14 protein-coding genes are annotated in these 17,390 nt (G+C 70.5%); 5 read left to right on the top strand and 9 right to left on the bottom strand.

The window, feature by feature from the left end:
• Positions 1-96 precede the first annotated feature (96 nt).
• Positions 97-2,139: a hypothetical protein gene (locus GKE82_RS18530; protein WP_154734310.1), complete on the top strand. Its 2,043-nt coding sequence runs from the start codon at positions 97-99 to the stop codon at positions 2,137-2,139.
• Between the two features lie 31 nt (positions 2,140-2,170).
• On the opposite strand, the gene GKE82_RS18525 is transcribed toward GKE82_RS18530, so the two are convergent.
• Positions 2,171-3,868 (bottom strand): DUF2142 domain-containing protein, encoded by a 1,698-nt coding sequence (locus tag GKE82_RS18525; protein ID WP_154734309.1) that lies wholly within the window; start codon positions 3,866-3,868, stop codon positions 2,171-2,173.
• A gap of 528 nt (positions 3,869-4,396) precedes the next feature.
• Positions 4,397-5,443: a glycosyltransferase family 2 protein gene (locus GKE82_RS18520; protein WP_154734308.1), complete on the bottom strand. Its 1,047-nt coding sequence runs from the start codon at positions 5,441-5,443 to the stop codon at positions 4,397-4,399.
• A 305-nt stretch (positions 5,444-5,748) separates the two neighbouring features.
• On the opposite strand from GKE82_RS18520, the gene GKE82_RS18515 reads away from it, so the two are divergent.
• Positions 5,749-6,894, top strand: a complete 1,146-nt coding sequence (locus tag GKE82_RS18515; RefSeq protein ID WP_154734307.1) for a glycosyltransferase family 4 protein — start codon at positions 5,749-5,751, stop codon at positions 6,892-6,894.
• 8 nt (positions 6,895-6,902) lie between these two features.
• Here the strand turns inward: GKE82_RS18515 and GKE82_RS18510 are convergent, their stop codons facing one another.
• Genes GKE82_RS18510 through GKE82_RS18490 form a run of 5 tightly spaced genes read right to left on the bottom strand, consistent with a single transcriptional unit; the run spans position 6,903 to position 12,776 of the window.
• Complete coding sequence (locus tag GKE82_RS18510) at positions 6,903-8,045, bottom strand: glycosyltransferase family 1 protein (RefSeq protein ID WP_309233698.1); 1,143 nt, start codon at positions 8,043-8,045, stop codon at positions 6,903-6,905.
• Between the two features lie 15 nt (positions 8,046-8,060).
• Positions 8,061-9,173: a glycosyltransferase family 1 protein gene (locus tag GKE82_RS18505; protein WP_154734306.1), complete on the bottom strand. Its 1,113-nt coding sequence runs from the start codon at positions 9,171-9,173 to the stop codon at positions 8,061-8,063.
• Positions 9,170-10,339: a glycosyltransferase family 1 protein gene (locus GKE82_RS18500; protein ID WP_154734305.1), complete on the bottom strand. Its 1,170-nt coding sequence runs from the start codon at positions 10,337-10,339 to the stop codon at positions 9,170-9,172. The genes GKE82_RS18505 and GKE82_RS18500 overlap by 4 nt, the downstream gene beginning before the upstream one ends.
• Positions 10,339-11,772 carry a flippase gene (locus tag GKE82_RS18495; RefSeq protein WP_154734304.1) on the bottom strand — a complete coding sequence of 478 codons (1,434 nt, stop codon included), beginning with the start codon at positions 11,770-11,772 and terminating at the stop codon, positions 10,339-10,341. The genes GKE82_RS18500 and GKE82_RS18495 overlap by 1 nt, the downstream gene beginning before the upstream one ends.
• On the bottom strand, positions 11,769-12,776 hold the full coding sequence (locus GKE82_RS18490) for a class I SAM-dependent methyltransferase (RefSeq protein WP_154734303.1): 1,008 nt from the start codon (positions 12,774-12,776) through the stop codon (positions 11,769-11,771). The genes GKE82_RS18495 and GKE82_RS18490 overlap by 4 nt, the downstream gene beginning before the upstream one ends.
• Positions 12,777-12,797: 21 nt before the next feature.
• On the opposite strand from GKE82_RS18490, the gene GKE82_RS30410 reads away from it, so the two are divergent.
• Complete coding sequence (locus tag GKE82_RS30410; RefSeq protein WP_309233697.1) at positions 12,798-13,394, top strand: CatB-related O-acetyltransferase; 597 nt, start codon at positions 12,798-12,800, stop codon at positions 13,392-13,394.
• Here the strand turns inward: GKE82_RS30410 and GKE82_RS18480 are convergent.
• Complete coding sequence (locus GKE82_RS18480) at positions 13,304-14,329, bottom strand: glycosyltransferase (RefSeq protein WP_154734301.1); 1,026 nt, start codon at positions 14,327-14,329, stop codon at positions 13,304-13,306. The genes GKE82_RS30410 and GKE82_RS18480 overlap by 91 nt on opposite strands.
• Positions 14,330-14,471: 142 nt before the next feature.
• Between GKE82_RS18480 and gmd the strand changes: the two genes are divergently transcribed.
• Positions 14,472-15,440, top strand: a complete 969-nt coding sequence (gene gmd, locus GKE82_RS18475; protein ID WP_107568529.1) for a GDP-mannose 4,6-dehydratase — start codon at positions 14,472-14,474, stop codon at positions 15,438-15,440.
• Between the two features lie 24 nt (positions 15,441-15,464).
• On the opposite strand, the gene rfbB is transcribed toward gmd, so the two are convergent.
• A complete protein-coding gene (gene rfbB / locus GKE82_RS18470; RefSeq protein ID WP_154734299.1) occupies positions 15,465-16,463 on the bottom strand; it encodes a dTDP-glucose 4,6-dehydratase in 999 nt (332 codons plus the stop codon).
• A gap of 36 nt (positions 16,464-16,499) precedes the next feature.
• Here rfbB and rfbA point away from each other — a divergent pair, with 36 nt between their 5' ends.
• Entirely contained in the window at positions 16,500-17,366 is an 867-nt protein-coding gene (rfbA, locus tag GKE82_RS18465; protein ID WP_107568527.1) for a glucose-1-phosphate thymidylyltransferase RfbA, read from the top strand.
• The last annotated feature ends 24 nt before the right edge of the window (positions 17,367-17,390 follow it).

Genomic DNA, 17,390 nt, shown 5'->3' with positions numbered 1-17,390 from the left:
TCCACGACGACTCATCACGGACAGATGAGCCCTCCAAACCACCTCCAGGAGCACCGCACGATGCACCCCCGGCCACGCCACCGAGCTCTCGGCCTGGTGGCCGCGACCCTGACCGCCGCCGGCATCCTCGCGGCCCCGTCAGCAACCCACGCGGCCACGTACACGATCCAGCAGTGCCACAGCCAGACCAACTACGCCGTCAGCGGGCTGGTCGGCAGCTTCCAGGGCGCGTACGCGTACACCAATCAAGCTTGCGACCCGAGCTCCCGGACCGTCGGGGCCGCGCTGACGGCATCCGGAGAGCGTTCGGGCGGCGAGTTCGCGCAGGTGACCTTTAGCGCTCCGCAAGGCACAAGCCTGGACTCGATTAGCGCGCGACGGACAGCGACAGCTGGGGCAGCTCGCGCGAACGGTGCTCCCGTGGCCCGCCTCTCGTCGATCCCCTCAGGCTCGCGCGAAGCGTTCGCGGCTGTCGCCGGCTACCCTGCGAGTGGACAGGGCATGATCGCGTTCGCCCTAGACGGGGACCGGTCCGTCTCCTGGGGAGCGTACTGCGAAGGCACATCAGGCTGCCCCGTGGGCGATACGTCGTACTCGCTGCAAGACATCGAGATCCGGCTCCGCGACAATCAGGCGCCAAGTCTCGCCAACGTGGCGGGCACGCTGCGGAGCGAGACAGATCGCGCGCGAGTCCGGTCGCTGACGTACGACGCGACAGACGCTGGCGGCGGAGTGTTTCGCGAGCGCCTGATCATTGATGGCTCGGAAAGAAGCACCGAACTGGCGGACGCTAACGGCGGACGGTGCGTCCTCCCCTTCACGACGCCAACCCCGTGCAAGCCAGATATGAGCGGCTCGGTTAGTTTCGACACCAGCACCCTGAGTGACGGGACGCATCAGCTCGTACTCGACGTTCGAGACGCCACCGACGAGAACAAGCGGCTCCACGGGCCTTGGACGATCACCGTAGACAATGTCCCTCCTGCCGTCGGTGCCCCGGCGGTCTCCGGGACGGCACGCGAAGGCGATGTCCTGACGTGCACGGCCCCGGTCGCTGGCCAGACCCCGGAGGTGCGGTTTCAGTGGATTCGCGCTGCCAGCGACGGCAGCGCGCGGTACGAGATTCCGGGCGCGACGAACGCCGCCTACACCATCTCTGCGGCCGATGAGGGGCGAAAGCTGATCTGTCGCGTAAGCGCCACGGACAACGGCGGCACAGCGGATCGGGAGTCGTCGATCACGCAGCCTCCATTCGCAGATGGCCAGCTGGTAAGCACGTACTGCACCAACCGCCCTACCGGCTCGACGGATGAGTGCGGCGACCTCGACGGCGACCGAATCGCGAATCGGAACGACGACGATCTCGACGGGGATGGCGTCCCGAACCTGGCGGACAGTGCTCCGTACGACTCGAGCCGGCCCGGAAGCCCCGCGTCACCTAGCTCAAGCACTACGACGACCAACACCAGTTCGACGGCGAACAGCAGCACCACCCTTGTGGGCGGAACGACCGTCGGGGCCGCGGGCACCGTGAGGTTCCTTCTTGGCCGAGAGACGGCGGTCTACGTTGGCAAGCAGGCACGCTGGGTGCGGTCCAGTTTCAAGATGCGCGGGCGCCTCACGCGTCCGGACGGTTCACCTATGGGCGGACTCAAGCTGTTCGTCACTCAGGCGGTCAACGGCAAGACCGTCGCGCTCGGGAGCACCGTCACCGACCCGGACGGCAACTGGGCATTCCAGATTCCTCGCGGGCCCAGTCGGACGCTGGTCGTGGCGGCAGGTGACGGCGTCAACGCCGCAACGCTCACCGTGCGGCAGCGCGTAACGGCCCACGTCACCCTACGGGCGATCCGCAAGAAGATCCGCTCCGGCGGACTTGCACAGTTCCGCGGGCAGCTTCGAGGCGGTCACACGAACAGTCGGGAGAAGCTCGTCGAGTTCCAGGTCTACTTCCGTCGCAGTTGGCGCACGATCGGAACTTTCCGAGTGGGCCGCGACGGTCGCTTCAGCGTCAAGTACCGCTTCGGTACCGCGGCCTACGGTCGGTACAGCTTCCGCGCACGGACCATGCCGACCGACGGCTACCCGTTCGCGGTCGGGACCTCGAGGGGGAGGACGGCCACCGTCCGTGTTGGCTGACAGAGGCCTAGCGCGTCGCTCCGGCGACGCGCTAGGTGAACCAGCCACGAAGGGCACTGGTCCAAGTCAAAACAGCGAGCCCGGAGGCAGCGACGGTGCCGAGCCCGGCAAACGCCTGCCGGTAGGACGCCTTCTTCACCAGCATTCCGCCGGAAACCAAGAGCACAGACAGCGGGACAAGCGCGGGGAAGATGTAGCGCCCTTGTTCTCCAAGGTCTGTGCGCACATCGAGCGACGCATACGCCCACGAGACGAAGAGCAACACGCTGCCAATGGCGCCCAGAAGGACCGTCACTGGCCCTGCCCACTCTCTCCAGCGAGAGCGGTGGCGGATCGTGGCCGCGATAGCGAGCATCCAGCCCACCAAGAGACCAGCAAAGATTCCACGCAGGAGACCGATGGTCAGATTGGTCGACTTCCAACCGAACAGGCCATAGCCACGGTCAACGTAGATGCGGTAGGCCGGCCAGCGCTCTAGTGCTGACGCGCCTGGGAGCGCAAACCTTCTCCCGCCCACAGACAAATCAGGAATGAAGGTCTGCGCTACGTACTCAGCCTTCTGAATGGGAGTCGGTCCCGGCGGGCCTGGAGTCGGCGACCCGTTGGGCGCGCTCGCCACGGCTGGGTGGCGATAGACGAGGCTCCCGCTTCCTGTTCCCATCAGCGGAGAGATCACAAAGATCCAGGCGACTGCGCAACAGGCTGCCAGCCCGAGTGCCGTAATCGCCCACCGCGCGGCTGCCCCGGCGCCGTACCGAATTGCGAGGACGAAAGCGGCCACCCCGACCACGGGAACTACGCCGAAGCCCGTGATCTTCGCCAGAGGCAGGACAACCATGAGCGCCCCAACACACGCAGCTAGACGCGTCGACGGACCGCGGACGACGCTAGTAACCAACAGCAGGACCATCACTGCCGCTGCAACGTTGACCGCCGTGTCGTTGTTGACCGAACCTGCGACACTGCCAAACACCGGTTGCATCCCGGCGAGGACTCCCGCGAGCCACTGAAGCTCCGAGCGTCGGGGAAACAGAAGTCCCGCGACGATCACTGCGATGCCGGCAACGAGTGCCGCAAGGACCGCATTAAGAAGCCGCATCATCAGAAGCACACTCGGCTGCTGCGCTGGCGCATCGAAAACGCGTAGCGGGAGCCCGATTAGGCCGTAGTAGAGCGGTCCGTGCCCTGTTCCGCTCTCGGTAAACCCACCGCCATCGCTCGGGCTCGTTCCGCGAAGCGCCTCTCGCCACCGCGTCTCCCAGAACTCGTCCCATCTTGGGCGCGACGATGGATTGAGCGTGGTTGAGTTGTGATGAAGCGCCGCCATGAGGCGCTCTTCGGCCGAGGAGTAGGGCGGCCTTTGCGAATCGGCTGAGTCGTCCGGGCGATCGTTAGTGGCCGCGAGGTGCTGTGCGTATGCGAAATGCTCGCTCTCATCAGCTCCGTGAAACGGGTGAAGCAGCACAGCCCACGTCGCTCCATGGGCCAGTGCCACACCGCAAGCGGCTACGACCAAGTACCTCTGGCTCCGCAGCTGTGCCGTAGCCGCGACGCGAGTTGCGAAATACATCACCAACAGTAGCAGGGGAAGCGCACTCCACGTCAAGACTCGTCCAGCTAGAGGCTCGAAAACCGTTGAGCGCCGCAGGGCGTCGTCGATCTGCGACCCGAAACTCCGTGAGACGCCCGCGGGCAAAGCAAAGCGAACCGAGATGTCTTGGCCGACCATCGGTCGGCCTCCTACAGTCGAGACTGGGTCCGCTGGCAAACGCTGGACGGACGCCCCTCCAAATCCCAGCGCTGTCCGGCGACCGGTCACGCAGAGAGTCGCGTTTCGGATCTCTTTCGCGACGGGTTGCCGCAACCGGAAGTAGGCGAAGTCCCCGGTCCCGGAGACCGACCGGTCGATGAGGGCGAGCCGCGCCGGGCCTCCCGAAGTAATCGACGCTGAAACACGAGCGCCACGCCGAATTCGCTCGCCGAACAACCACACTCCGACCTGCCCCGTCCCTCGGGGAACGACGAGTCCGCGAATGCAGGTTCGCTCGCCTGGGTTGGCCTTCGCAATAACCGTCCCAACACCGACGCTGTTCGTGCCCGTGAGAGACGCTGTCGTCGCTGACAACATTCGCGCTGTCAGCACGGCGAAAACCAAGAAGCCCAGCAGGGCGGCGATCCACGTGGCCCGAGCACCCGGGAGCACAAGTGTCCGTAGTCGCGTCATCCGCGACTCGGGGGGCGCCACTGACGCCACGTACTACGAGTCCCGGCGCCGAAGGCCCAGGATGCTCAGCAGGAACGAGGAGAAGAACACCTGCACGCCGACGATGATCAGCATCGTGGCGGCGATGGCGGTGCGCTCCTCGGACAGCTGGCCCGCGCCGTCGGCGATCCATTGACCGACGATGACTGCGGCGACGATGAAGCCGACGGTGGCGATCACGCCACCGAGGACGAGGCCGTGCTCGAGCCGGAAGCGGTCGCGCATGCGGTCGAACCAGGGGTCCTTCTCGCCCATGAAATACGCGCCGTAGGCGTGGGCGCAGAGGCCCAGGGCGACGATCTGCGTTCCGACGATCGTCAGGAGCGCGCCGGCGATCATCGTGTGCAGCTGCCACTCGCGACCGAACAGGTCGATCTGCAGCAGGGAGATCAGCGAGACGAGCAGGCCGAGTCCGGCGAGGATCGCGCCCGGGGCGACGAACAGGTGCGTCGGCGAGTGCACCAGCAGGAAACGCAGGTGGCGCCACCCGTCGCTCCACGTGTTGAGCTTCGACTCGCCGCCGCGAGGGTGGTAGTCGATCGGGAACTCGGAGATGCGGAGGTTCTCCTTGCCGGCCCGGATCACCATCTCGGACGCGAACTCCATGCCGGTCGTCCGCAGGTCCAGCCGCGGCAGCACGTCGCGTCGCAGTGCGCGCATGCCGCAGTGCGCGTCGCTGATGCCCGTCTTGAAGAAGAAGTTCAGGATGCCGCTGAGCACCGGGTTGCCGACGTAGCGGTGCAGCCACGGCATCGCGCCGGGCTGGATGTTGTCCATCCGGTCGCCCATGACGAGCTCGGCGCCGTCGTCGAGGTGCTTGACGAACTTCGGGATCTCGTTGAAGTCGTACGTCAGGTCGGCGTCGCCCATGACGATGTACTTGCCGCGAGCGGCGGCGAACCCCGCCAGGTACGCGGACCCGTACCCGCGGCGCGGCTCCGACACCACGCGCGCCCCCGCGGCGGTGGCGAGCTCGGCGCTGCGGTCCTCGGAGGCGTTGTCGGCGACGACGACCTCACCGTCGATCCCGGCGCGCTCCATCGCCTCGAGCGCCTGCGTGACGCAGGCCTCGATGTTCTCCCTCCTCGTTGAGGCACGGGATCACGACGGAGACCGTGAACTCGTCGACGGGCATGCCCCGGTTGGCGGTGTCGGTCTGCTCGAGAAGGCTCATGAAGGTGGTGCTTCCTGCGTCGTGCGCGGCGCGAAGGGATCCCACGCCTCGGGACTGGCTACCCCGGGGCGCACTTGCGGTAACGCGCGGGGCGCGCGGAAGTCGCGCCCTTGGGTGCGACGCCGCAACGTCGCGCGCCGCTCCGGGCGCGCCTCTGCGACCCTCCAGCGCGATGCGGATCTGCCTCGTCTACGACTGCCTGTTCCCCTGGACCGTCGGGGGCGCCGAACGGTGGATGCGCTCTCTCGCCGAGGCCCTTGCCGCCGAAGGCCACGAGATCACGTACCTGACGCGCCTGCAATGGGACGACACCGACGCGCCCGCGATCCCCGGCGTCACCGTCATCCCGGTGAGCCGGCGCGAGGAGCTCTACGGACCTGACGGCAACCGCACGATCGGTGAGCCGGTCCGGTTCGGGATCGGGGTCCTGCGGCACCTCGCCCGCCACGGGCGCCAGTACGACGTCGTGCACACCTGCTCGTTCCCGTACTTCAGCCTGCTCGCCGCGGCCACCGTGCGGCGCCGCGCCGGCTACCGGCTCGTCACCGACTGGTTCGAGGTCTGGAGCGACTCCTACTGGACCGCCTACGTGGGTGGGCCCAAGGCGCAGGTGGCGCGGCGGATCCAGCGGGCGTGCGCGCGGGTCCGTCAGGACGCGTTCTGCTTCAGCGAGCTGCACGCCCGCCGCCTGCGGGAGATCGGCGTGCGCCGCGAGCCGACCGTCCTGCGCGGGCTCTTCCCGGGGTCGACCGACCGCCCGGAGCCCGCCCCAGCGTCCTCGACCGTGGTGTTCGCCGGGCGGTTCATCCCGGAGAAGCGCGTCCCCGCCATCCCCCCCGCGATCGCGCTCGCCGCCGAGGAGGTCCCGGAGCTGCGCGCCAGGATCTTCGGCGACGGCCCGCAGCGGGCGGAGCTCGACGCGGCGATCGCCGCCCTCCCCGACCCCGGAGTGGTCGACGCTCCCGGCTTCGCTCCCGGCGAGGAGGTCGACGCCGCGTTCCGCAGCGCGCTGTGCACGATCCTGCCCTCGTCGCGCGAGGGCTACGGGCTCGTGGTCGTCGAGTCCTCGGCGGTCGGGGTCCCTGCGATCGTCGTGCGCGGCGAGGACAACGCCGCGGTCGAGCTCGTCGAGGACGGGGTCAACGGCGTGATCGCCGACAGCCCCGCACCGCAGCACCTCGCCGACGCGATCGTCCGCGTCCATCGCGGCGGCGCGGCACTGCGCGAGAGCACCGCCGACTGGTTCGCCCGCAACGCCGAGGACCTCGCCCTGCGCACGTCGCTCGAGCGGGTCGTCGAACGCTACGCGGGCGGCTGAGGCAGTCGTCAGCCGCGGTCGCGGAGCACGCGCTCGTACGCGGCGAAGGTCAGCGCTGCCGTGCGCTCCCAGGTGAACTCGGCCGCCCGGGCGACGCCCGCGGCGCGGAGCCGCTCGCGCAGCGCCCCGTCCGCGAGCAGGCGCGCGATCGCCCCGCGGATGTCGTCGACCGAGTCGGGGGAGAACTGCAGCGCCGCGTCCCCCGCCACCTCGCCGAGCGACGAGACACCCGAGGTGGCGACCGGGACGCCGCGCGCCATCGCCTCGAGGACCGGGAGCCCGAACCCCTCGTAGCGGGACGGGAAGACGAACACGTCGGCCGCCGCGTACAGGCCCTCGAGGTCCTCCGTCGAGAGCCAGGCCGGGAACCGCACGTCGTCCACGACCGACAGCGCCGCGGCGCGGGAACGCAGCTCGGCCTCGTGCTCGGTGGGATAGCCGGGCAGGACCAGCACCGGACGGTCGGCGGCCGGGAGGCCCGCGAACGCCTCGATGAGTGCGAGCAGGTTCTTGTGCGGGCGCTTGGCCGAGACGCTCAGCAGGATCCGGCGCTCCCCCAGCTCGAGCTCCGCGCGAAGCTCCCGCTCGTCGCGTGGGGTCACCGCCGGGCGGGGCGACACGCCGAGCGGGACGACGTCGACCTTCTCCCGCGGCGTCCCGAGGTGCTCGAACAGGTCGTCCCGGGTCGACGCCGCGTCCACGACGATCCGGTGCGAGCGACGCGCAGCGGACGGCACCAGGACCCCCATGACCTTGCCGCGCACCCCGAAGTGCGCGTCCGGCACGAGCTTGTAGTTGAGATCGTGGATCGTCGTCACCCGGGCGAAGCTCCCCCACAGCGGGGCGGTCGAGCCGAGCGAGTGCACGACGTCGCAGCCCGCGCGAGCGGCGAGCGGCGGGAGATGACGCTGCTCGCCCCACACCCACTGCTTGCGGTCCGTCGCGTTGACCGGGACGACGACCTCCTCGACGCCCGGCCCCCATCCGCCGCCCGCGGCCTCGCGGTTGACGAACGCCGTCAGGCGCACCGGGGTCCCGCCCGAGGCGGCGCGCGCCGCACCGTCGATCCGCTGCAGCATCTCGCGCGCCGCGACCTCCATGCCGCCGGTCTCGCCGGGCACGAGGAAGATCAGGTTGAAGCCGACGTGCACGTGCCGTCCCGGCCGTCAGCCGATCGCCTTCGCGTAGGACGCGAGCGTCGTGCGGGCGGTGTTCTCCCACGTGTACGCTGCGACGCGGTCGTGGCCGGCCGCGACGAGCCGGGCCCGGAGCGGCTCGTCGGTGAGCAGGCGCCGCAGCGCGTCGGCGATCGCCCGACGGTCGTGCGGGTCGAACAGCAGCGCCGCGTCCCCAGCGACCTCGGGCAGCGCGCTCACGTTCGAGCAGGCGACCGGGACGTCGCGCGCCATGGCCTCAAGCAGCGGCAGCCCGAAGCCCTCCATGAGCGACGGGAAGACGAGGCAGCGCGCGCTGCCGTACAGCGCCTCGAGGTCGTCGTCGTCGACCCAGCCGATGAAACGCACGCGGTCCGCGACCCCGCGGGCGATCGCCAGGTCACGCAGCGACGCCTCGTAGGCGTTCGGCGACCCCGGCAGCACGAGCTGCGCCGGAGCGTCGAGCAGCGCGAGCGCCTCGATCGCCGCCTCGAGGTTCTTGTGGGCGCGCTTCTGCGCGACGCAGAGCACGACCGGCTCCGCGCCGATCCCGAGGCGCTCGCGGAGCGCCGGAGAGTCCGACACCGGCTCGCGCCGTGCCGGCGGGTCGACCGCCAGCGGCGTGACGTCGATGCGGGACCGCCGGATCCCGAGGTCGGTCACGAGATCCTGCGCTCCGGCCTCGGAGATCGCGATGACGCGGCTGGCCGTGCGTCCGAGCACGCGCGACATCACCCCGAAGACGACGCGTCCCTTCCACTCCATCGAAGCCGGATAGCGCTGCCAGGTCGTGTCGAGGATCGTCGCCACCACCGGCAGCCCTGGATGGATCGGCGGCGCGACGAACGCCAGGCCGTGCAAGACGTCGAGCCCGCGCCGTCGCGCCTGCGGCACCATCGCGGCCAGGTCCCACGCGTAGTGCGCGACCCCGCCGACGCCCACGACGGGCAGGCGGATGACGTCCACGTCCTGCAGCCACGGCTCCTGCGGCGCGTCGCGCCCGACCCAGGCGGTGAACTCCGCCGCCGGCTCCACGGCGCGGATCCCGCGGATCAGCCCCTCCGCGTAGGTGGCGCTGCCGCCGGAGTCGGTGGCGAGGAACGTGAGGTTGAGGCCGATCTTCATGCTCGGTCCCACCTCAGCAGCTTGCGGCGCTCGCGCGCCTCGCGGTAGCTCGCGAGCGTCGCCTGCGCGGTCCGCTCCCACGTGTACTGCAGTGCCCGCTTCCGCCCGGCGGCAACGAGTCGCGCGCGTAGCGGCTCGTCGTCGAGCAGGCGCGCGATGGCGTTCGCGATGTCGTGCGGGTCCAGCGGATCGAACAGCAGCGCGGCGTCCCCCGCGACCTCGGCGAGACTCGAACGATTGGAGCACGCGACGGGCGCTCCGCGGACCATCGCGTCGAGGACGGGCAGCCCGAAGCCCTCCTCGAGGCTGGGCAGGACGACGGCGGTCGCGGTCTCGTACAGCGCCTCGAGCTCGTCCGCCGCCAACCAGTCCGGGAGGACGAGACGATCCCCGAGGCCGAGCGCGGCGGCGAGGTCGCGCAGCTCGTCCTCGTACGGGGTCGTCGCCCCGGGGATGACGAGCCGGACGTCAGCCCTGGGGACGGCGGCCAGCGCGCGCAGCAGCGTCGTCAGGTTCTTGTGCGAGCGCTTCTGCGACACGCACAGCAGCACCGGCTCGTCCCGCCCGAGGCGCAGGCGGGCGCGGACCCCGGCGGCGTCGCCCGCCGGCGGCGGTTCCTGCTCGACGCCCAGCGGAACGACCCGGATGCGCTCCTGGTCGAGTCCCAGGCGCTCGACGAGGACGTCACACGACGCCTGCGAGTCGGTCAGGACCAGATCGGCGGCACGAGCGGCCGCGACCGTCGTCAGGCGGGTTCCGAGGCGATCGCGCGGCGACATCGCCGTCGGGTACGCCATCCAGATGAGGTCGTGCACGGTCACGACGGACGCGACGCCCGGGGCGATCACGGCACCGGAGTTCGCCGGGCCGTGGAGGACGTCGCAGCCGAGGCGCCGCGCACGCAGCGGCTGGCGCACCCACTGGGTGTTGAGCGTGCGCAAGGCGTTGTGCGGGGGCCCGTGGGTCACCGTGACCGGGTCCCGGACCCAGGTGACCTCGTCCTTCCACGGCAGCACGTCGCGCACGTCGTCTGCCTCTGCCCCGGCCATGATGGTCAGGCGAAGTTCCGGGTCGGCGGCCAGCATGCGCGGGACGACCTCGCGGGCCGCTGTCCCGACGCCGCCAGCCCGCGGGTGCATGAAGAGCCAGTTCAGCGCAACGTGCATCAGCGCCGCACCAGCTCGAGGACCTCGGAGGGCAACGCACGAAGCGCCAGGAGGAGTCCACCGAAGACCCCCAGGGCGATGACCGCCTGGGCCAGGTCCGGCAGCGGCAGAAGCACCGCCGTGGCGGCGACGGCCGCGGCGCCGACGACGCGTACCAGCGCGCGACGGTCCGGATTCAACGGGACGCCGGTCCGCCGCACCGCGATCGCGAGCGCGACGACCATCGTGAACTCCGCGATCGTCGTCCCGATCGCCGCACCGACGGCGCCGTGCGGGCCCGCGAGCGTCAGGACGAGAGCAACGCTGACGAGCAGCGCGCAGGCGTTGACGACCAGCACCTCGCGATGCAGCCGCAGGCTGAGCGCGGCATAGGCCCAGGCCGATCCCGCGAACGACAGTGCGAGGCCGACCGCCTGGATCCGCAGCACGTCGGCCGCCGGAGCGAACTCGGGGCCGGCGACGACCTCGATGACCGGGCCGGCGCCGATCACGAGTCCGAGCATCACCGCGAGACCGAGGATCAGCATCACGTCGAAGACGCGGCCGATCGCGTACGCCAGCCGATCGCGATCCAGGTGGGCCGCGCGAGCGATGATCGGGAAGACGGTGCTGACGAGCAACTGCGGGACCACGATGAGGACCTCGACGCCGCGGAAGGCCGCCCCGAAGTACCCGGTCTCCTGGGCGGTCGACGCGAGCGAGACGATCACGACGGAGACGCGAAAGTACACGGAGCCCAGCGCGGTCGCCGCCGTGTACGCGAGCGTGTCGGCCAGGAGGGACTTCACGCGCTTCGGGTGGAAGGACGGACGCAGCGGGACGAGCCCACGCACCGCGAAGACCGTGATCCCGAGGGCGGCGACCGCCCCCACGAGCGGCGTCCAGAAGAACGCGGCCAACGAGCCGTTGAGCAGCGCGAGCAGCACGACCGTCGCGGCGGACACCGCCTGACGCGCGACGTCCGCGGCGGTGACCCAGCCCATTCGCAGGCGTGCCATCAGCCCGACGCCGTAGGCGGACGCGGTCGACACCAGCAGCAGTGACATGCCGACCACGACGACGCCCGACAGCATCGTGGCGTCGTAGCCCGCGAGCAGCGCGAACAGGAGCCCTCCCGCGATCCCGACGGTCGTCAGGATGACGCGGACCCCCAGCAGGTCGCGCATGAGCATGTCGCGGTCCTCGTCGGTCCGGATCGCGTACTCGCGCACCCCGATCGCGGTCAGGCCCGCGTCGGTCAAGCCGCCCGCCAGCGCTACCACGGTGAGCACCGTGACGTACCGTCCGCCGTCCTCGACGCCGAGCTCGCGGAAGAGCAGCGCGACCGCGACGAGGCTGAGCACCGTCCCCGCCGCGTATCCGACGACGCGGAGGATGCCGCCGCGCATCGCGGCCTGGCCGGCGTCGGGACCGTCGAGGACGTCCTCGGTCATACGGCGCGGGCCAGCAGGAGCAGCTCGTCGTTTCCGTGTCGACGGACCTGCGCGAGCGCGTCGTACCGCGCACCGCGGCGCACATCGGACTTCCGCTTGCCGACCAGGTCGGTCGGCACACGGCCGGCGGCGCCGTTGGCGCTGATCGCGTGGATGTGGTGGTGCACCGGGGTCGGCCTGAGCCACCGCACATCGGCGAACCCAGCCGTCTCGAGGGCGAGCTCGATCGACGGCCGGTCGAAGACGACCATGTGACGGGGCGGCTCGAGGCCTCGCCACTCGCGCCCGAAGCGCCGATGGCCGACGCCACCCAGGTTCGGGGTCGCGATCCAGATGAGGCCCCCGGCGCGCAGGACGGTGCGCGCGGCGCCGAGGAAGGCGACGGGATCGGTGACGTGTTCGATGACGTGGCTCATCGTCACCGCGTCGTAGCTGCCCGGCTCCTGCTCGGCGACCTCCTCGAGCCGGGCGGTGTCGACCGGGAGGCCCGCAGCCCGGGCGACCGCGACCGCCTGCTCGTCGAGGTCGATCCCGCGCGCATCGAAGCCGGCCGCGTTGGCCTCCCCGACGAACAGTCCGGACCCACAGCCGACGTCGAGCACCCGGCCAGGCGGCAGGCTCCGCAGCGGGCGCTCCATCAGCGCTCCGACCGGCGGGATGCCGCGCCCGAGCAGGGCACCGGCCCTGAGCCCGGACTCCCGGTCGTGGCCGAGCTGCGCGTTGGCGTAGCCGTCGCGCAGTCGGCGCAGGAGCATGCCGATCCCGGTCGGTGCGACGTTCGGGCTGGGCGGCTCGTGCGTGTAGTAGGTCGCGTAGAGCCGGCCCACCTCGTGGTCGGCCGGACGAGGGTCGAGGAACCCCGCTCCGCAGGTGCAGCGGCGCATCGTCCAGCGGCCCGGCGCGACCCCGAACGCGCGATCTTCGAGATCGGCGTGGAGGACGGGCGCGTCGCCACGACCGCAGACCGGGCAGGCCGGGACGGGCACGGTCTCAACGCGATCCATGCCGGTAGTGTGGTCGACCTCGTGCCCGACCGTCGTCCGACGCGCCTGCGCGCCGCCCTGGACCGCCTGCGTGGCATTCCTGTCGCGCCGGCCGGGCACGATCCGTCGCGACTGACGCTGGGGCGTCACTCCTACGGTGACCCGCTGGTCCTCGCTCACGACGGCGACACGGGACGTGTGCGCGTCGGGAGCTTCACGTCGATCGCGCACGGCGTCACGTTCGTGTGCGGCGGCAACCATCGCGTCGATTGGGCGACGACGTTTCCGATCCGGGCACGTCTCGGACTCCCGGGCGCCTTCGAGGACGGTCATCCGGCCTCGAACGGGGACATCGAGATCGGCCACGACGTCTGGCTCGGCCGGGAGGCGCTGATCCTGTCCGGCGTGACGATCGGGAACGGTGCGGTCGTGGCGGCGCGCAGCGTCGTGACGCGGGACGTGCGCCCCTACGCGATCGTCGGGGGCAACCCGGCGAAGGAGATCCGCCGCCGGTTCGACGACGACACGGTCGACCGGCTCCTGGCCCTTCAGTGGTGGACGTGGCCGGACGAGCGGGTCATCGCCGAGGTCGACCGGCTGTGCTCCCCCGACGTCACCGCGCTGCTGGACGCCCACTGAGGTCGCCAGCACGCGGGCGACGCTTCCAGAGGGCGTCGAACGCGTGGGCACGGCTGAGGTGCAGCTCGCGACGGCCGGGCATCGTCAGCGCGAACACCCGGAAGCCGACGCGCGAGCCGAGGAGCGCGACTGCGACGACCATCCGTGCGACGCGGGGAGAGGTCCCGTCGAGCGTCATCCAGCGCACCGCACTCGGGAGGAAATGGGGGGGACGGTGCGAGCTCCGCGCCGTCCCCGCCGCGCACGAGGTGCACGACACGTGTGGCGGGCAGGATCTCGACCGTGAAGCCTGCCCGGCCGACTCGTCGCTGCCACTCCGTCTCCTCGAGGTAGAGGAAGAACCCCTCGTCGAACGGTCCCGCCGCCTCGTAGGCGGAGCGGCGGATCGCGAGGACCGCGCCGATGACGTGGGCGACCGGGACGGCCCGGTGGTCGCCCGCCGCGGCCGCTGCCCGGTACGGATGCCGGTCCCCGGCGACGCGCTCGACGACGAAGCCGAGCGGAGCGCACAGCTCGAGCGCCATGATCGCCGTGCCGGGAAACCGGCGGTACGCCGACGGCTGGGGCGAGCCGTCGCGGTGCTCGAGCATCGGGGCGGCGACACCGCACCCTGGGTGGACGTCGAGGTGGTCGGCCAGTGCGGCGATCGCCGCCGGGGCAGGAAGCGTGTCCGGGTTGAGCAGCACGACCACCGGCGCGGACGTGGCGGCGAACGCGGCGTTGACCCCGGCGGCGAAGCCGCCGTTGTCCGACCTTCGGACCACACGCGCAGCCGGGTGACGACGCTCGATGATGTCGGGAGAGCCGTCGCCGCTGGCGTTGTCCACGACGACGACCTCGGCGTACGCCGCGAGATCGCCGAGCGCGTCCAGACAGTCCCCGACGAGATCCGGCGTCCGGTAGTTGACGATCGCGATCGCGACGGCGCCGAGCATCGGGCTGAGGGTATTCACCCGCCCTTGAGGGCGCCCGCCCCGCCCCTACTGCGCTCCTTCCGGCCCGCTCGCCCGTTGTCGCTTCCTGAGGCGCGCCGCACGGCGCGACCCTCCCCGTATCTGCGACCCTCCCCGATTGACCATGGCTCAGAAGACCGCATTCATCACCGGCATCACCGGCCAGGACGGCTCGTATCTCGCCGAGCTGCTGCTCGAGAAGGGCTACGACGTCCACGGCATGGTGCGTCGCGCGTCGACGGAGAAGTTCGACCGCATCGAGCACCTGCGCGAGAAGATCACGCTGCACCAGGCGGACCTGCTGGACCACCGGTCGCTGGTCGACGCGCTGCGCGCGAGCAAGCCGGACGAGATCTACAACCTGGCGGCGATGAGCTTCGTCGCGGTGTCGTGGGTGCAGCCCACGCTGACCGCGGAGTTCACGGGCGTGAGCGTCACGCGCATCCTCGAGGCGATGCGCGAGGTGTGTCCCGAGGCGCGCTTCTACCAGGCGAGTAGCTCGGAGATGTTCGGCAAGGTGCTCGAGGTCCCGCAGACCGAGGACACGCCGTTCTACCCGCGGTCGCCGTACGGGGTCGCGAAGGCGTACGGGCACTTCATCACGGTCAACTACCGCGAGTCCTACGACCTGCACGCGACGAGCGGCATCCTCTTCAACCACGAGTCCCCGCGGCGCGGCCTGGAGTTCGTCACGCGCAAGGTCACGTGGCACGCGGCGGCGATCAAGCACGGCCTGCGCGAGAAGCTCTACCTCGGCAACCTCGACGCGCAGCGCGACTGGGGCTACGCGAAGGACTACGTCGAGGCGATGTGGCTGATGCTCCAGCAGGACAAGGCCGACGACTACGTGATCGCGACGAACGAGACGAACACGGTCGAGCGGTGCGTCGAGGTCGCGTTCGACGAGGCCGGCCTGGGCGACTGGAAGCAGTACGTGGAGATCGACCCGCAGTTCGTGCGGCCCGCCGAGGTCGACCTGCTGATCGGCAGCTACGAGAAGGCGGAGCGCGACCTCGGCTGGAAGCCGAAGACGAGCTTCGAGGAGCTCATCCGCCTCATGACGCGCTCGGACCTGGAGCTGCTCAAGAAGTAGCGCCCACCGGCGCGCCGCCCGGGCCTACTGGCCGCGAGCGGCGTACTTGCGCTCGGTGGCGTCCTTCTGCGGGCGCCACCAGGCCTCGTTGTCGCGGTACCAGGCGATCGTGTCCGCGAGGCCACGATCGAAGTCGCCGAACGCCGGCGACCAGCCGAGCTCGTCCCGGAGCTTCGTGGAGTCGATCGCGTAGCGGCGGTCGTGACCGGCCCGGTCGGTCACCCACTCGATGTCGTCCTCGGGTCGCCCGAAGCCGCGCAGGAGCGCGCGGACGACGTCGATGTTCGCCTGCTCGCCGTCCGCCCCGATGAGGTACGTCTCGCCGATGCGGCCCCGCTCGAGGATCGCCAGGACGGCGGAGGAGTGGTCCTCGGTGTGGATCCAGTCGCGCACGTTCAGCCCGTCGCCGTACACGCGCGGCCGCCGCCCGTCGATCAGCTCGGTGATCTGCCGCGGGATGAACTTCTCCACGTGCTGCCAGGGCCCGTAGTTGTTCGAGCAGTTCGACAGCGTCGCCTGCACGCCGAAGGAGCGCACCCACGCGCGGACGAGGTGGTCGGACCCGGCCTTGGACGCCGAGTACGGCGAGGACGGCTCGTACGGGGACGACTCGCTGAACCGCTCGGGGTCGTCGAGCTCGAGGTCCCCGTACACCTCGTCGGTGGAGACGTGGTGGAACCGGGTGCCGTGGCGGCGCGCGGCCTCCAGCAGCAAGAACGTCCCGATGATGTTCGTCTCGATGAACGGGCGCGGGTCGCTCAGCGAGTTGTCGTTGTGCGACTCGGCCGCGTAGTGCACGACCGCGTCGGCGCCCGCGACCAGCGGGTCGACGACCTGCTCGTCGGCGATGTCCCCGACGACGAGCTCGACGCGGTCACGCGGCAGGCCCTCGAGCGACGCCTCCGAGGCCGCGTAGGTGAGCTTGTCCAGCACCGTCACGTGGGCGTCCGTGCGGGCGACGAGGTGGTGGACGAAGTTGGAGCCGATGAAGCCCGCTCCACCGGTCACGAGGATCCTGCGCATGCCCTGGAGGGTAGCCCGACCCCTAGGGTTGTCGGCATGAAGGGCATCATCCTCGCCGGCGGGACGGGCTCCCGGCTGCATCCGATCACCCTCGCGGTGAGCAAGCAGCTGGTCCCGGTCTACGACAAGCCGATGATCTACTACCCGCTGAGCACGCTGATGCTCGCGGGGATCCGGGACATCCTCATCATCACCACGCCGCACGATGCCCCGGGCTTCCACCGCCTGCTCGGCGACGGCTCCCAGCTCGGCATCAACCTCACGTACGCGCAGCAGCCCAGCCCCGACGGCCTCGCCCAGGCGTTCACGATCGGTGCCGACCACATCGGCGACGACCGGGTCGGCCTGATCCTCGGCGACAACCTCTTCTACGGCTCCGGCCTGGGGTCCCAGCTGCGGCGCTTCGAGCACCTCGACGGCGCGGCGGTGTTCGGCTACAAGGTCAGCGACCCGACCGCGTACGGCGTCGTCGAGTTCGACGAGGACTTCAAGGCGATCTCGCTGGAGGAGAAGCCCGCGCGCCCGCGCAGCCCGTACGCGGTCCCGGGCCTCTACTTCTACGACAACTCGGTCGTCGAGCACGCCCGACAGCTGCAGCCCAGCGCCCGCGGCGAGCTCGAGATCACCGACCTCAACCGCATCTACCTCGAGGCCGGCACCCTGCAGGTCGAGATCCTGCCGCGCGGCAGCGCCTGGCTCGACACGGGGACCTTCGACGACCTCAACGACGCGTCGGACTACGTGCGCGCGGTCGAGAGCCGGCAGGGCCTGAAGATCGGGGCCCCGGAGGAGATCGCCTGGCGGCAGGGCTGGCTGAGCGACGACGAGCTGCGCGAGCGCGCCCAGCCGCTGGTGAAGAGCGGCTACGGCGAGTACCTGCTGGACCTCGTCCGCACGGACTGACCGACCCGTCACCCGAGAAGCTAC

Source organism: Conexibacter sp. W3-3-2, from assembly GCF_009707605.1.
GTDB classification, from domain to species: domain Bacteria; phylum Actinomycetota; class Thermoleophilia; order Solirubrobacterales; family Solirubrobacteraceae; genus Paraconexibacter; species Paraconexibacter algicola.
The sequence above is the reverse complement of the archived record's forward strand: the minus strand, read 5'-3'. Positions and strand labels throughout refer to the sequence as shown.

Bases quoted from the DNA above. Each gene is read 5' to 3' on its own strand.
- rfbA (WP_107568527.1), top strand. From the start codon at position 16,500: ATGAAGGGCATCATCCTCGCCGGCGGGACGGGCTCCCGGCTGCATCCG.
- GKE82_RS18480 (WP_154734301.1), bottom strand. From the start codon at position 14,329: ATGCTCGGCGCCGTCGCGATCGCGATCGTCAACTACCGGACGCCGGAT.
- GKE82_RS18505 (WP_154734306.1), bottom strand. From the start codon at position 9,173: ATGAAGATCGGCCTCAACCTCACGTTCCTCGCCACCGACTCCGGCGGC.
- GKE82_RS18490 (WP_154734303.1), bottom strand. From the start codon at position 12,776: ATGGATCGCGTTGAGACCGTGCCCGTCCCGGCCTGCCCGGTCTGCGGT.
- gmd (WP_107568529.1), top strand. From the start codon at position 14,472: ATGGCTCAGAAGACCGCATTCATCACCGGCATCACCGGCCAGGACGGC.
- GKE82_RS18525 (WP_154734309.1), bottom strand. From the start codon at position 3,868: ATGGTCGGCCAAGACATCTCGGTTCGCTTTGCTTTGCCCGCGGGCGTC.
- GKE82_RS18520 (WP_154734308.1), bottom strand. From the start codon at position 5,443: ATGGAGCGCGCCGGGATCGACGGTGAGGTCGTCGTCGCCGACAACGCC.
- GKE82_RS18495 (WP_154734304.1), bottom strand. From the start codon at position 11,772: ATGACCGAGGACGTCCTCGACGGTCCCGACGCCGGCCAGGCCGCGATG.
- rfbB (WP_154734299.1), bottom strand. From the start codon at position 16,463: ATGCGCAGGATCCTCGTGACCGGTGGAGCGGGCTTCATCGGCTCCAAC.
- GKE82_RS18500 (WP_154734305.1), bottom strand. From the start codon at position 10,339: ATGCACGTTGCGCTGAACTGGCTCTTCATGCACCCGCGGGCTGGCGGC.
- GKE82_RS18515 (WP_154734307.1), top strand. From the start codon at position 5,749: ATGCGGATCTGCCTCGTCTACGACTGCCTGTTCCCCTGGACCGTCGGG.